The organism is Streptomyces sp. ISL-43, from assembly GCF_018614195.1.
Taxonomy (GTDB): Bacteria; Actinomycetota; Actinomycetes; order Streptomycetales; family Streptomycetaceae; genus Streptomyces.
The window spans coordinates 71,647-84,649 of record NZ_JAGGOT010000064.1 but is presented as its reverse complement, the minus strand read 5'-3'; the positions used below and the strand labels follow the sequence as shown (position 1 = coordinate 84,649).

Genomic DNA, 13,003 nt, shown 5'->3' with positions numbered 1-13,003 from the left:
CATCACGGCAGAACCGCGACCTCACAGGTCTTTTTCAAAGGAACCTCATCCACCGAAATGGACGGGGTATCAACTTTTGGCGTTGATTTTTGGCACGCTGTTGAGTTCTCAAGGAACGGACGCTTCCTTTGTACTCACCCTCTCGGGCTTTCCTCCGGGCGCTTCCTTCGTTTCCAACTCTACCAGATCATTTCCGCTGTCTGCTTCTCGAAAGTTGCAGTCGACTTGGATTTGAATTTGGTGACCGTCGGGGTCTTTGCCTTTCGGCGCTCCACCACATTAGCGCTTATCCCTTGCGGCTCATAATCGGCCGCTTGGAATCGAATTCGGGCATGCCGAATAGGACCCCGCCAGGGGTAAGTCGTAGGTAGTGGGTTGACCGCTCTGGGGGTCTGCTGATAGCAGTGCCCCGTTCAAGCGGCTCGGGCTACGTTAGGCGTCCGGCCACCCCGAGTCAAGTTGAGCGGCGGCGTGGCGCGTGGGCGCGGTACGGGCTCACCGTCGGGTCCTGCGCGATCCAGTAGCGGTACGGATGGGCGGCGCCGGCGCCGGCCACTCCGGTGCGGGGGCCGTTGGCCACCAGGTCGGGCGGGGTGGGGGTGCCGGCCAGGAGGGACAAGGGGGAATCCGGGCCCGCGCACAGGTCCGCGCCGTCGAGGGAGCGGTCCACGTCCAGGGCCGTGGCCAGCCGAGCCGGGCCTTTGGCCAGTTCTCGGTCACCTCTGGCTGAAAGTCGGCGTTTGCGGGCCAGATCGGCACCCACGGCGACCTCCCCGGCCCGCAGTAGGACGCCGCTCGCGTGACCCGGCGGGCCGCACACCAGGTTGAGGCTGAACCACATGCCGTAGATGAAGTAGACATACGCGTGTCCGGGTGGGCCGAACATCGACGCGTTGCGCGCCGTCCGGCCGCGGTAGGCGTGGGAGCCCGGGTCCGCTTCCCCCTCGTACGCCTCCACCTCCGTGATGCGCAGTTCGATGGGGCCCTCCGGGGTGCGGCGGACCAGGGTGCGGCCCAGGAGGTCCGGGGCCACGGTGAGGACCGGGCGGTCGAAGAAGGACCGGGGCAGGGGCGTACGGTCGGGGCGCGCGCTCATCCGGTCGAGCGTAGTGGACTGCGCAGATCTGCAACCGGGGCCTAAGGTTCCGCGTTTGTAGGAGTAGTCCTGCGCGTAGTCGCACATGTCTTCGCACATGTCTTCGCGCACGTCTTCAAGCATGTCTTCAAGCACGTCTTCAAGGGGAGTCAGAGCATGGGGTTCAGGAAGCTGTTCGCGAGCCTGGGTGCCGGTGGTGCGTCGGTCGACACGGTCATCACCGAGCCGAACGTCGTGCCGGGCGGGATCGTCCAGGGCGAGGTGCGGATCCAGGGCGGGTCCGTGGAGCAGCAGATCGAGGGGCTGTCCGTCGGGCTCCAGGCGCGGGTGGAGGTGGAGGGCGGCGACCAGGAGTACAAGCAGGACGTGGTCTTCACCAAGCAGCGTCTGGGTGGTGCCTTCCAGGTGCAGGCCGGTGCTCTGCACGTGGTCCCCTTCGGGCTGGAGATCCCGTGGGAGACGCCGATCACCCACTTCGGCGGTCGCCACCTGCACGGTATGAACATCGGGGTCAGCACGGAGCTGGAGATCGCTCGCGCGGTGGACGCCGGCGACCTCGACGCGATCAACGTGCACCCGGTGCCGGCGCAGCAGGCGATCCTCGACGCCTTCACCCAGCTGGGCTTCTCCCTCCGCAGCGCGGACATGGAGCGCGGGCACATCCGGGGGACGCGGCAAACGCTGCCCTTCTATCAGGAGATCGAGTTCCTGCCGCCGTCGCAGTACCGGGGGCTGAACCAGGTCGAGCTGACCTTCGTCTCCGACGGCCGCGAGATGGATGTCGTCCTGGAGATGGACAAGAAGCCGGGCCTGTTCAGCGAGGGCAGCGACACCTACCGCTGCTTCCAGGTGGGTCTGCAGTCGTACCAGGAGACCGACTGGGCGGCGTACCTGAACCAGTGGATCTCCTCGGTGGGTTCGCAGCGCAACTGGCTCTGAGCGGTTCTAGGCTCGCTCCGGCAGCCGGTTTACCCGTGCCGGCAGGCGACGACGCAACCCAGCAGGAGGTTCAGCAGTGGCCGAGCAGAACAGGGCGCCGCTCCCCCACGATTTCCATCCCCCGGTGCACGAGTTCACCGTGACCAGCGCGGATCTGGAACCCGGGGCCGATCTGGGGGACGCCCAGGTGAAGTCGGGTGGGGACTCCTCGCCGCAGCTGCGGTGGGAGGGGTTCCCCGAGGGGACGAAGAGCTTCGCCGTGACGTGCTTCGACCCGGACGCTCCTACGGGCAGCGGGTTCTGGCACTGGGTGCTCTTCGACCTGCCGGTCTCGGTCACCGAGCTGCCGGCCGGTGCGGGCGGCGGGAAGTTCGAGGGGCTGCCCGCCGGGGCGGTGCACGTGAGGAACGACTACGGCACCAAGGACTTCGGCGGGGCGGCTCCGCCCGCCGGTGAGCGGCACCGGTACGTCTTCACCATGTACGCGGTGGACAAGGTGAAGCTGGGTCCCGGTGCGGACGTCTCGCCGGCCGTGGTCGGCTTCAATCTGCGCTTCCACTCCTTGGGGCGGGCGCAGCTGATCGGCGAGTACGAAGCCCCCGCGGGCTGATCGCCGCGCTTTTCGTTCTCCGAGCGTTTGCCCGGTCCTGGTCTAAGGACGGCCAGGACCGGGCATTTTTATTGCGTTGTCCCGCGTGGCGCGCGCGGCCAGAGTGGTTGCGGGCCTTGCCGCCAGGGTGGTCGCGGGCCTGCACACGGGAGGTGGGCGAGATGCGGGACACGCTGGTGCTGAACGCGAGCTTCGAGCCGCTGTCGACGGTGACGCTGAACCGGGCGGTGGTCCTGGTGCTGCAGGACAAGGCCGTGGTCGAACAGTCGCATCCCGAGCTCCGTGTGCGCGCGGCCACGATGGACCTTCCGATGCCGCGGGTGATCAGACTCTGCAGGTACGTCCGGGTGCCCTTCCGAAGACATGCTCCCTGGTCACGGAGGGGGGTGTTGATCCGGGACCAGCACCGGTGCGCGTACTGCGGGAAGCGCGCGACGACCGTGGACCACGTGCTGCCGCGGGCGCAGGGCGGTGGGGACACGTGGCTGAACACGGTGGCCTCCTGCTCCGAGGACAACCACCGCAAGGCGGCGCGGACTCCGGAGGAGGCGGGGATGCCCCTGCTGCGCAAGCCCTTCGTGCCGTCTCCGGCGGACGCCATGCTGCTCGCGCTGGGTGTGGGCGGGCGGGAGGCGTTGCCGCAGTGGCTCGAGCGTTCCGCTTAGGGCCGCGCGTGATCGCGTAGGGCTGCTCGGTCCTGGCGGCTGGACGGATGCGCTGGGCGGCGTACGTTGGCTACGTCGCTCAGCGGAGCAGTAGTTGGACGATCGCGATGATCCCGACGGTCACGATGACCGCGCGCAGGACAGTGGGCGGCAGGCGGCGGCCGACTTTGGCTCCGACCTGGCCGCCGATGGTGGAGCCGACGGCGATGAGCAGGACCGCCGTCCAGTCGAACTCGGCGACGAAGAGGAAGAAGACGGCCGCGATGCCGTTCACCATCGCGGCGACGACGTTCTTCACGGCGTTGATCCGCTGGAGGTCGTCGCGGAGCAGCAGGCCCATCAGGCCGAGGTAGAGCACGCCTTGCGCGGCGCCGAAGTAGCCTCCGTACGCGCTGGAGAGCAGCATTCCGGAAAGCAGGGCCGGTCCGCCGTCGGGGTGGCTGGTATCGCCGCCGGCCGCCTCCTGGCGCCTGCGCAGGGCCGCGGCGAGGCGGGGCTGGAAGACGACGAGGACGAGGGCCAGTCCGATGAGGACGGGCACGATCGTGTCGAAGGAGTCCGACGGCAGGGTGAGGAGCAGGACGGCGCCCGCGAGCCCGCCGACCAGCGAGACGGCGCCGAGCCGCAGGACGCGGGCGCGCTGGCCGCGGAGCTCCTTGCGGTAGCCGAAGGCTCCGCTGAGCGAACCGGGCACGAGGCCCAGGGTGTTGGAGACGTTGGCGGTGACCGGGGAGAGACCGGTGGCCAGCAGCACCGGGAAGGTGATCAGGGTGCCGGAGCCGACGATGGTGTTGATCGTTCCGGCGCCGACGCCCGCGGCGAGGACCGCGAGCGCTTCCCAGAGGGACATCGAGAAGGAGGGCAAGGCCGTCCCCTTTGCGTGAGTGAGTCGCCTCCCCGCCGTGAAGGTCGAGGGGCCTCACTGATCATGCAACAGGGCCGGGCCGTTCAGTCGATGGGGGGCTGTTCGCGGCGCTCCGTGGCGGCCTTGTCGCCCGCGCCGTCCTTGCCGGAGCCGCCGGGGTTGAAGCCCGAACCCGGGCCCATCGGACCGAAGTTGCCCATCGCGCCGGAGAGTCCCTTGAGGGCGTCGCCGATCTCGCTCGGGACGATCCAGAGCTTGTTGGCGTCTCCCTCGGCGAGCTTCGGGAGCATCTGGAGGTACTGGTAGGCGAGCAGCTTCTGGTCGGCGTCGCCGGCGTGGATGGACTCGAAGACCGTACGGATGGCCTGCGCCTCGCCCTCGGCGCGCAGGGCGGCGGCCTTGGCGTCACCCTCGGCGCGCAGGATGGAGGACTGCTTCTCGCCTTCGGCGCGCAGGATCTCGGACTGGCGGACACCCTCCGCCTGGAGGATCGCGGCGCGCTTGTCGCGGTCGGCGCGCATCTGCTTCTCCATCGAGTCCTGGATGGAGGTCGGCGGCTCGATGGCCTTGAGCTCGACGCGGTTGACGCGGATGCCCCACTTGCCGGTGGCCTCGTCGAGGACTCCGCGCAGGGCCGCGTTGATCTCCTCGCGGGAGGTCAGGGTCCGCTCCAGGTCCATGCCGCCGATGATGTTGCGGAGCGTGGTGACGGTGAGCTGCTCGATGGCCTGGATGTAGCTGGCCACTTCGTACGTCGCCGCGCGGGCGTCGGTCACCTGGTAGTAGATGACGGTGTCGATGTTGACGACCAGATTGTCCTGCGTGATGACCGGCTGCGGCGGGAAGGGGACGACCTGTTCGCGGAGGTCGATCCGGTTGCGGATCGAGTCGATGAACGGGACGACGATGTTCAGGCCCGCGTTGAGGGTGCGGGTGTAGCGGCCGAATCGTTCGACGATGGCGGCGCTGGCCTGCGGGATCACCTGGATCGTCTTGACCAGTGCGATGAAGACCAGAACCACGAGAATGATCAGGACGATGATGATCGGTTGCATGCGGTTCCCCGTGCCCTTCCGGCTGTCTGTGCTGCCCCGTTGAGCGGAGTCTCGCAGACCCCGGGGCCGCGAGTCGGCTGCTTGCTCACATGACGACCGCGGTCGCTCCGTCGATCTCCACCACGTCGACGGACTGGCCCGGTTCGAAACTGCTGTCCGCGTCGAGGGCGCGGGCCGACCAGATTTCGCCCGCGAGTTTGATCCGCCCGCCGCCGCCGGCGTCGACCCGTTCCAGGACGACGGCGCTGCGGCCCTTCAACGCGTCGATTCCGCTGCGGTGTTGGGGCCTCTGGTTGCGGTGCCGGTTGGCGATCGGGCGGACCACCGCGAGGAGCGCGACCGACACGATCACGAAGACCAGTACCTGGGCGACCACTCCCCCTCCGAGGGCCGCCGTGATCGCGGCCGCCACCGCGCCGGCGGCGAACATGCCGAACTCGGGCATCGCGGTCAGGACGAGGGGGATGCCCAGTCCGACCGCGCCGATGAGCCACCACACCCACGCGTCGATGTCCACATGGTCATGGTAGGTCGGGTGGGCGCGGTCCGGACAGGGTGCGGGAGACTCCCGCTCAGCGCAGGGGCAGGCCCTGGGCGGTCCAGCGCTCGTTCTCGTTGCGCTCGACGACGAGCGGCAGCCCGAAGCAGAGGGAGAGGTTGCGGGAGGTCAGCTCCAGCTCGATGGGACCGGCGGTGACGACCTTGCCCTGGCGGATCATCATGACGTGGGTGAAACCGGGGGCGATCTCCTCGACGTGGTGCGTGACCATGACCATGGAGGGCGCGAGCGGGTCGCGGGCGAGGCGGCCGAGGCGCCGTACGAGGTCTTCGCGGCCGCCGAGGTCCAGGCCCGCGGCGGGCTCGTCGAGGAGCAGCAGTTCGGGGTCGGTCATCAGGGCGCGGGCGATCAGGGTGCGCTTGCGCTCGCCCTCGGAGAGCGTGCCGAACTTCCGGTCGAGGTAGTCCGTCATGCCGAGGCGGTCGAGGAAGGCGCGGGCGCGCTGCTCGTCCACGTCCTCGTACTCCTCCTGCCAGGTGGCCGTCATGCCGTACGCGGCGGTGAGCACGGTCTGCAGGACGGTCTGGCGCTTCGGGAGCTTGTCGGCCATCGCGATGCCGGCGATGCCGATGCGGGGGCGCAGCTCGAAGACGTCCACCTTGCCGAGGGTGCTGCCGAGGATGGTGGCGGCGCCCTTGGTGGGGAAGAGGTAGCTGGAGGCGACGTTGAGCAGGGTGGTCTTCCCGGCGCCGTTGGGGCCGAGGATCACCCAGCGCTCCCCCTCCTTGACCGACCAGGAGACCTGGTCCACCAGAGCCCGGCCCTCGCGGACCACGGATACGTCCACCAGCTCCAGAACATCGCTCATGAGCGTGTTGTCTCCCCTTGCAGTCTCGGTTCGTCTGTGCACCGGAAGGCGCAGCCCCAGGGGAAAACCTACGCCACTGCGGGAGGGGTCCGGGCGCGGGCCCGGGTCGCAGGGCCCATCCGTAAAGTGGGGGGATGCTTTTCGAACCACGTTCAGGGCGGCTGGCCGCCTGGGGGAACGCTCTGCTGGCCGGTCTCGTCTCGCCCGACGAGGCCGTTTTGTCGATCGTGGGCGAGGACTCCGTGCACCGGGTGGAGGGGCTGCCGAGGGAATCCGGACCGGTGGGGCTCACGCTCGCGCTGGGGCGGCTGCGGGCCCTGGGAGTGAGCGGGCTGCGGGTCGCGCTGCCCGCGCCCGGGCATCCGCTCGGGCTGAGCGGGCCGCCGGAGTTCAACGCGCGGGCGCTCGACGCCGAGGAGGCGGTCGTGGCGGTGGGCGCGGCGCTGGGGCTGGTGCCGGAGGTCCACGAGGCCGGGCCCGCCGGCGACGTGCACGTGTCGGTGACCTGGCACTGCCTGCCGGTACGGGAGGCCCCGCCGGCGGACGTGCCGTCGCTCGGCGAGGCGGAACGGGAACTCGCGGAGGCGCTGCGCGAGGCCGCGGTGGTGCTGACCCGGCTGGACGTGGCGGGGTCGGGCCCGGTGGCGGAGGCGGCGCTGTCCGCGTACCGGGCGCGGACGGAGGCCGGGCGGGACGCGCTGGCGCCGGGGTATCCGGCGCGGGCGGTACGGGTGCTGTCGATGGCGCAGCGGGTGGACCTGATGGTGTCGCTGGCGTACGAGCGCGGGCACGGGGCCGCGGTGGCCGCCTCCGAGATGGCGGCGCGGGCGGAGGCCTTGCGGCCCGTGGAGCGGGTCGCGCGGCGGGCGCTGGTCGCGGCGTACAACTCGGCCGTCGAGGAGCGGCTCCGCTAACGAGCTCGTGCGGGGTCCCGGCTCGGCTGCGGCGGGCGGGGTTCGGGTGCGGCGGGCGGGGTTCGGGTGCGGCGCCGCCGCGCGAGCGTCCCAGGCTGCGCCGGGCCTTCCCGGGGCGCCGCCCCAGACCCCGCGCCTCAAACGCGGCGGAGCCGGATTTGGCCGCACCTCACGGCAACGGCCCCGCTTCCCGGGGAGAGGGGGGAAGCGGGGCCGGGTGGTGTGGCCGCTACGCGGGGCGGTGCGAGGACCTCCTCGTGAAAGGGGTCAGGCGTTCACGCCGGTGTTGCCCCAGGCGCCGTTCAGCAGGCCGATCACGTTGACCGAGTTGCCCACGACGTTCACCGGGATGTGGACGGGGAGCTGAAGCTGGTTCCCCGCGGCCACGCCGGGCGAGTTCAGGGCCTCGCCCTCCGCCGACGCACCGCCGTGCGCCGACGAGACACCCGCGCCGGCGGCCAGGAGGCCTCCCGCGATCATGGTGACGGCGGTGGCCTTCTTGAAGTTCTTCACGTTCTCGTCCTCCAGTACGTCTGCCGCGGCCAGCCGCCGCGGCACGCCATGAAGAACGTTCATCAGACGAACGGGATACGCCATGTGGGCGACATACACCCGACCGTATGAATCACTCCGTGACTCCGTGTCTGACCGCCCACAGCGCCGCCTGCGTGCGGTCGGCGACGTCCAGCTTCATCAGGATGTTCGAGACGTGCGTCTTGACCGTCTTCTCCGACAGGACCAGCACCCGGGCGATCTCCCGGTTCGAGCGGCCGTCCGCTATGTGCCGCAGCACCTCGCGCTCGCGCTCCGTCAGGTTGCCGCCTCGTCCGGCCGACGCGGGACCGTGGCCCTCCTCGGAGATCAGGGCCGCCGCGACCTCCGGCTGGAGCAGGACGTGGCCCGCGTGGACGGAGCGGATGGCGGCGGCGAGGGCGTCGGGGTCGATGTCCTTGTGGACGTAGCCGGCGGCGCCCGCGCGCAGGGCGGGGACCACCGTCCGCTGTTCGGTGAAGCTGGTGACGATCAGCACCCGGGCCGGATTGTCCAGCCCGCGCAGCCTCCGTAGGGCTTCGATGCCGTCGGTGCCCGGCATCTTCACGTCCATCAGGATCACATCGGGCCGCAGTTCCTCGGCACGGGCGACGCCCTCGTCGCCGTCGGCGGCCTCGCCGACCACCTCGATGTCGTCCTGGACCTCCAGGAAGGTGCGCAGGCCCCGCCGGACCACCTGGTGGTCGTCGACGAGCAGGATCCTGATGCGGCCGGACCGGTCGGGGGCGTCAGCCACCGGGGACCTCCAGTTCGATCGTGGTGCCCGCGGCGGGCTCCGAGTGCACGGTGAGGCGGCCTCCGACGCCGGCCGCCCGGTCCCGCATGGAGACCAGGCCGAGGTGGCGGCCGGCCCGGCGGACGGTGGGAGGGGAGAAGCCCGCCCCGTCGTCGCTCACCCGGAGCACCGCTCCCCCGGCCTCCCGGCGGGTCAGCGTGACGTCGATCCGGTCGCCGCCGGAATGGCGCAGGGCGTTGTGGAGCGCCTCCTGGGCGACGCGCAGGACGGCTTCCTCCTGGGCCGCGGGCAGGGCCCGTACGCCGTCACAGGTGAAGGTGACCCGCGCGGTGTGGGCGCGGTCCAGGACCCGGACCTGGTTGCGGAGGGTGGCGACCAGGCCGTCCTCGTCCAGGGCGGCCGGGCGCAGCTCGGTGACGGCGGCGCGCAGTTCGTCGGCGGCCTCGGCCGCGAGGGCGGCGACCTGCTGGAGCTCGTCCTTGGCGCGGGCCGGGTCGCGGTCGACGAGGGCGGCGGCGGCCTGGGCGGTCAGGCGGAGCGAGAAGAGCTTCTGGCTGACCGCGTCGTGCAGCTCGTGGGCGAGGCGGGAGCGTTCCTCGGCGATGGTCAGCTCGCGGCTGCGCTCGTAGAGGCGGGCGTTGGTGAGGGCGATCGCCGCGTGCTGGGCGAGGAGGGAGAGGAGGTCCTCGTCCTCGTCGGTGAAGCCCCGCGGGCCGCGCTTGTTGGCAAGGAAGAGGGCGCCGAGCGTCTCCTCGCCGTCCCGGATGGGCAGCCCGAGGAAGTCGGACATGTCGGGGTGGGCGGCGGGCCAGCCCTCGAAGCGCGGGTCCTGGCGTACGTCGGCCAGTCGCTCGGGGCCGTCCTGGTGGAGCATCGCGGCGAGGATGCCGTGCTGGCGGGGCAGCGGGCCGATCGCCCGCCACCGCTCCTCGCTGATGCCGTCCACGACGAACTGGGCGAAGCCGCCGTGGTCGTCCGGGACGCCCAGGGCCGCGTATTCGGCGTCGAGCAGCTCGCGGGCCGAGGCGACGATCGTGCGCAGCACGTCGCGGACCTCCAGCCGGCGGCTCATGGCGAGCAGCGCGGTGCTCACGGCGGCCAGGCCGCTGCCGGGTCCGCGGGGTCCGGGATGCATGGCCTCACCGTACTCGCGGCGCTGACCTGCGGGATCGGTCGCGGGTCGTAGGCCGGGGGGCGGGGGGGACTAGTCCCGGGTCTAGGACGAAGGGACGTGGCGGGGTGCGGCCGACGGCCGAGGCGGCGGGGACGGCCCGGTTCCTAGGTTGGGGGCATCTGCCGATCGGTACGGAAGGTGAGGGCGCGGTCATGGCTGTGGCGATGGTGACGGGGGCGTCGAGGGGGCTGGGCCGGGCGCTGGCCGGGGAGCTGGCGGCGCACGGATGGGACCTGGTGCTGAGCGCGCGGAGCGCGGGGCCGCTGGAGGAGGCCGCGGCGGGGCTGCGGGCGCGGGGCGGGCGGGTCACGGCGGTGGCGGGGGACGTGTCCTCGGCCGGGCACCGGGCGGATCTGGTGGCGGCGGCGCGCTCGCTGGGCGGGCTGGACCTGCTGGTGAACAACGCGGGGGTGCTCGGTACGGAGCCGCTGGTCCCGCTGGCGGCGCATCCGCTGGACGGGCTGCGCGAGGCGTTCGAGGTGAACGTGGTGGCGCCGCTGGGGCTGCTCCAGGAGGCGCTGCCGCTGCTCCGGGCGGCGGGGGCCGGCGAGGGGGCGGTGCTGAACGTCAGCTCGGACGCGGCGGTGGTGGCGTACGCGACGTGGGGCGGCTACGGGGCGACCAAGGCGGCGGGGGACCTGCTGTCGGCGGTCCTGGCGGTCGAGGAGCCGGGGCTGCGCGTGTGGTGGGCGGATCCGGGCTCGATGCGGACGCGGATGATGGCGGCGGCCGAGCCGGAGGAGGACCTGACGGAGCTGCCGGCGCCCGAGGAGGTGGCTCCGGTGCTGCTGCGGCTGGTGGCGGAGCGGCTGCCGAGCGGGCGGTACACGGCGCAGGGGCTGGCGGCGGGGTCGGCGGAGGGCTGGACGGCCGCGGGGGCCGGGGCGGCCGCGGGGGCCGGGGCGGCCGCGGAGGTGGGGCAGTGAGCGGGGTGGTGGGCGGGGACCGGGCGCTACGGGAGAAGGGACTGCATATAACGGATATACCGCCAGGCCTTGTGGCCCGGGTGCCGGCCGAGCAGCGCGGGCCGGGGCTGGGCCGGGACTCGGTGCGGCTGCTTGTCTCCCGGGGCGCGGCGGAGGTGTCGCTGCACGCCTTCCGGGAGCTGCCGGGGCTGCTGCGGGCCGGGGACGTCCTGGTGGTGAACACCTCGGCGACGCTGCCGGCCGCCGTGGACGCCCGCCTCGGCGGGGAGGAGGTCGTCGCGCACTTCTCCACCCGGGGCCCGGACGGCCGCTGGGCGGTGGAGCTGCGGGACCGGGACCGGGCCGCGCGGGGGACGACCCGGCCCCGGCCCGGGGGGCCCGCCGGGGCCGTCGTGGAGCTGCCGGGCGGGGAGCGACTCGTGCTGGAGGAGCCGCTCGCCGCCGGGGCGGAGCGGCTGTGGTGGGCGAGGACGTCGCGGGAGGACGTACCGGCGCTGCTGCACGCGTACGGGCGGCCGATCCGGTACGGGTACACGGAGCGGGACCAGCCGCTGTCGGCGTACCAGACGGTCTTCGCCGTGCCGGGCGCCGACGGGGCGGGGTCGGCGGAGATGCCGAGCGCGGGCCGGCCCTTCACGGCGGAGCTGGTGGCGGAGCTGGTGCGCCGGGGGGTGCAGTTCGCGCCGCTGACCCTGCACACGGGGGTGGCCTCGCAGGAGGCGCACGAGCCGCCGTACCCCGAGCCCTACGCGGTGCCCGCGACGACGGCCTGGCTGGTGAACGCCGCGAAGGCCGCGGGCGGGAGGGTGATCGCCGTCGGGACCACGGCGGTGCGGGCACTGGAGTCGGCCGCCGGCGGGGACGGGGTGGTGCGGGCCGCCGGGGGCTGGACCGATCTGGTCGTGACGCCGGAGCGCGGGGTGCGGGTGGTGGACGGGCTGCTGACCGGGCTGCACGAGCCGCAGGCCTCGCATCTGCTGATGCTGGAGGCGGTCGCCGGGCGGGAGGCCGTACGGCGCGGGTACGCCGAGGCGGCGGCCCGTCTATGCCTTTGGCACGAGTTCGGGGACGTGCATCTGCTACTCAAGGATGAGAGCACTCACACAATGAATTGCTGACGCAACTCTCGGTGAGATTGTTACGTGCCCGATGTGAGCCCGCACATAGGACGCACATCACTTACGAAGTTGCCTAGTGGACAGATAAAGAGCCTGTCAGCGCTGCTACGCCTAGCGCCGGGCCCGGAATTCCGGGCTCGGCGCCCGGCCGTGATCCACTAAGCGGCTTCGTACGTCACACCTTTGCCACAAGTTTTTGCCACCGCTAAGAATTGCTCCCGTCGCACAGCGCCGCAGATCCCGGATCCAAGCGGCGCTTTCCTGCGGCCCCCGCTATTCGAAGAGGTTGCTACGCATGACCGAGACCAGCACCCCCGGCCACAGTCGTCGTCTGACGAAGGCGCACAAGCTGTCCTTCGCCGGTGTCGCCACCCTGGGCGCCGCCGCCCTCGCCTTCTCCCTCGTCCCGGCCGGTGCCGCCGAGAGCGAGACGGTCGTGGCCGCCGCTCCCGTGGCCTGGACCAAGGTCGTCGACGGAGCGCAGTCGAAGGTCGTGCAGGACCACCTCACGGCGCAGCAGGTCGTCGCGACCAAGCAGGCCAAGACCGCGAACGACGCCGCCAAGGCCAAGGCCGAGGCGGACGCGAAGAAGGACCGCGAGCAGAAGGCGGCCGCCAGCCGTTCCGCCGCCCGCACCCCGGTCTTCGCGAACAACCTGGACGGCTGGATCAAGGAAGCCCTCTTCATCATGAAGAAGGAAGGCATTCCGGGCACCTACGCCGGCATCCACCGCAACATCATGCGTGAGTCCAGCGGCAACCCGAAGGCGATCAACAACTGGGACATCAACGCCCAGAACGGCATCCCCAGCAAGGGTCTGCTCCAGGTCATCGCCCCGACCTTCAAGACGTACCACATCAAGGGCACCAAGTTCGACCAGTACGACCCGGTCGCCAACATCGTCGCGGCCTGCAACTACGCGGCCGACCGCTACGGCTCGATGGACAACGTCAACAGCGCCTACTAGGCCATTGACGCGACAAGCC

At 71.3% G+C, this 13,003-nt stretch carries 16 protein-coding genes; 8 read left to right on the top strand and 8 right to left on the bottom strand.

All coding sequences use genetic code 11. The annotated features are described in order from the left end of the window. Positions 1-306, top strand: a 306-nt coding sequence (locus J7F03_RS32965) for a hypothetical protein (RefSeq protein WP_214956045.1), incomplete at its 5' end; no start/stop codon positions are given. Between the two features lie 148 nt (positions 307-454). On the opposite strand, the gene J7F03_RS32960 is transcribed toward J7F03_RS32965, so the two are convergent. Further along, positions 455-1,096, bottom strand: coding sequence for a DNA-3-methyladenine glycosylase (locus J7F03_RS32960; RefSeq protein WP_214956043.1), 642 nt, complete (start codon positions 1,094-1,096; stop codon positions 455-457). A gap of 156 nt (positions 1,097-1,252) precedes the next feature. On the opposite strand from J7F03_RS32960, the gene J7F03_RS32955 reads away from it, so the two are divergent. The 3 genes from J7F03_RS32955 to J7F03_RS32945 all read left to right on the top strand — a co-directional run bounded on the left by J7F03_RS32955 (position 1,253) and on the right by J7F03_RS32945 (position 3,310). After that, entirely contained in the window at positions 1,253-2,035 is a 783-nt protein-coding gene (locus tag J7F03_RS32955; RefSeq protein WP_214956041.1) for a sporulation protein, read from the top strand. 76 nt (positions 2,036-2,111) lie between these two features. Next, positions 2,112-2,645, top strand: coding sequence for a YbhB/YbcL family Raf kinase inhibitor-like protein (locus J7F03_RS32950; protein WP_214956038.1), 534 nt, complete (start codon positions 2,112-2,114; stop codon positions 2,643-2,645). A 161-nt stretch (positions 2,646-2,806) separates the two neighbouring features. Then, positions 2,807-3,310, top strand: coding sequence for an HNH endonuclease (locus J7F03_RS32945; protein ID WP_214956036.1), 504 nt, complete (start codon positions 2,807-2,809; stop codon positions 3,308-3,310). Positions 3,311-3,389: 79 nt separating this feature from the next. On the opposite strand, the gene J7F03_RS32940 is transcribed toward J7F03_RS32945, so the two are convergent. The 4 genes from J7F03_RS32940 to J7F03_RS32925 all read right to left on the bottom strand — a co-directional run bounded on the left by J7F03_RS32940 (position 3,390) and on the right by J7F03_RS32925 (position 6,597). Further along, a complete protein-coding gene (locus J7F03_RS32940) occupies positions 3,390-4,160 on the bottom strand; it encodes a sulfite exporter TauE/SafE family protein (protein WP_214956034.1) in 771 nt (256 codons plus the stop codon). A gap of 98 nt (positions 4,161-4,258) precedes the next feature. Then, positions 4,259-5,230 carry an SPFH domain-containing protein gene (locus J7F03_RS32935; protein ID WP_214956032.1) on the bottom strand — a complete coding sequence of 324 codons (972 nt, stop codon included), beginning with the start codon at positions 5,228-5,230 and terminating at the stop codon, positions 4,259-4,261. 85 nt (positions 5,231-5,315) lie between these two features. Then, positions 5,316-5,747, bottom strand: a complete 432-nt coding sequence (locus J7F03_RS32930; RefSeq protein ID WP_214956030.1) for an NfeD family protein — start codon at positions 5,745-5,747, stop codon at positions 5,316-5,318. Between the two features lie 55 nt (positions 5,748-5,802). Then, complete coding sequence (locus tag J7F03_RS32925) at positions 5,803-6,597, bottom strand: ABC transporter ATP-binding protein (protein WP_214956028.1); 795 nt, start codon at positions 6,595-6,597, stop codon at positions 5,803-5,805. 134 nt (positions 6,598-6,731) lie between these two features. Here J7F03_RS32925 and J7F03_RS32920 point away from each other — a divergent pair, with 134 nt between their 5' ends. Further along, positions 6,732-7,511: a hypothetical protein gene (locus tag J7F03_RS32920; RefSeq protein ID WP_214956026.1), complete on the top strand. Its 780-nt coding sequence runs from the start codon at positions 6,732-6,734 to the stop codon at positions 7,509-7,511. Between the two features lie 267 nt (positions 7,512-7,778). Here J7F03_RS32920 and J7F03_RS32915 read toward each other — a convergent pair whose 3' ends face one another. The 3 genes from J7F03_RS32915 to J7F03_RS32905 all read right to left on the bottom strand — a co-directional run bounded on the left by J7F03_RS32915 (position 7,779) and on the right by J7F03_RS32905 (position 9,934). After that, positions 7,779-8,024, bottom strand: a complete 246-nt coding sequence (locus J7F03_RS32915) for a chaplin (protein ID WP_214956057.1) — start codon at positions 8,022-8,024, stop codon at positions 7,779-7,781. A 112-nt stretch (positions 8,025-8,136) separates the two neighbouring features. Next, positions 8,137-8,799, bottom strand: a complete 663-nt coding sequence (locus J7F03_RS32910; protein WP_214956024.1) for a response regulator transcription factor — start codon at positions 8,797-8,799, stop codon at positions 8,137-8,139. Beyond that, positions 8,792-9,934 carry a GAF domain-containing sensor histidine kinase gene (locus J7F03_RS32905; RefSeq protein ID WP_214956022.1) on the bottom strand — a complete coding sequence of 381 codons (1,143 nt, stop codon included), beginning with the start codon at positions 9,932-9,934 and terminating at the stop codon, positions 8,792-8,794. The genes J7F03_RS32910 and J7F03_RS32905 overlap by 8 nt, the downstream gene beginning before the upstream one ends. Positions 9,935-10,125: 191 nt before the next feature. Between J7F03_RS32905 and J7F03_RS32900 the strand changes: the two genes are divergently transcribed. The 3 genes from J7F03_RS32900 to J7F03_RS32890 all read left to right on the top strand — a co-directional run bounded on the left by J7F03_RS32900 (position 10,126) and on the right by J7F03_RS32890 (position 12,984). Beyond that, a complete protein-coding gene (locus J7F03_RS32900; protein WP_214956020.1) occupies positions 10,126-10,899 on the top strand; it encodes an SDR family oxidoreductase in 774 nt (257 codons plus the stop codon). Between the two features lie 5 nt (positions 10,900-10,904). Then, positions 10,905-12,017, top strand: coding sequence for an S-adenosylmethionine:tRNA ribosyltransferase-isomerase (locus tag J7F03_RS32895; RefSeq protein WP_374104423.1), 1,113 nt, complete (start codon positions 10,905-10,907; stop codon positions 12,015-12,017). 295 nt (positions 12,018-12,312) lie between these two features. Continuing rightward, entirely contained in the window at positions 12,313-12,984 is a 672-nt protein-coding gene (locus J7F03_RS32890; protein WP_214956018.1) for a transglycosylase SLT domain-containing protein, read from the top strand. Positions 12,985-13,003 lie beyond the last annotated feature (19 nt).

Bases quoted from the DNA above. Each gene is read 5' to 3' on its own strand.
- J7F03_RS32920 (WP_214956026.1), top strand. From the start codon at position 6,732: ATGCTTTTCGAACCACGTTCAGGGCGGCTGGCCGCCTGGGGGAACGCT.
- J7F03_RS32945 (WP_214956036.1), top strand. From the start codon at position 2,807: ATGCGGGACACGCTGGTGCTGAACGCGAGCTTCGAGCCGCTGTCGACG.
- J7F03_RS32900 (WP_214956020.1), top strand. From the start codon at position 10,126: ATGGCTGTGGCGATGGTGACGGGGGCGTCGAGGGGGCTGGGCCGGGCG.
- J7F03_RS32935 (WP_214956032.1), bottom strand. From the start codon at position 5,230: ATGCAACCGATCATCATCGTCCTGATCATTCTCGTGGTTCTGGTCTTC.
- J7F03_RS32890 (WP_214956018.1), top strand. From the start codon at position 12,313: ATGACCGAGACCAGCACCCCCGGCCACAGTCGTCGTCTGACGAAGGCG.
- J7F03_RS32925 (WP_214956028.1), bottom strand. From the start codon at position 6,597: ATGAGCGATGTTCTGGAGCTGGTGGACGTATCCGTGGTCCGCGAGGGC.
- J7F03_RS32940 (WP_214956034.1), bottom strand. From the start codon at position 4,160: ATGTCCCTCTGGGAAGCGCTCGCGGTCCTCGCCGCGGGCGTCGGCGCC.
- J7F03_RS32955 (WP_214956041.1), top strand. From the start codon at position 1,253: ATGGGGTTCAGGAAGCTGTTCGCGAGCCTGGGTGCCGGTGGTGCGTCG.
- J7F03_RS32960 (WP_214956043.1), bottom strand. From the start codon at position 1,096: ATGAGCGCGCGCCCCGACCGTACGCCCCTGCCCCGGTCCTTCTTCGAC.
- J7F03_RS32905 (WP_214956022.1), bottom strand. From the start codon at position 9,934: ATGCATCCCGGACCCCGCGGACCCGGCAGCGGCCTGGCCGCCGTGAGC.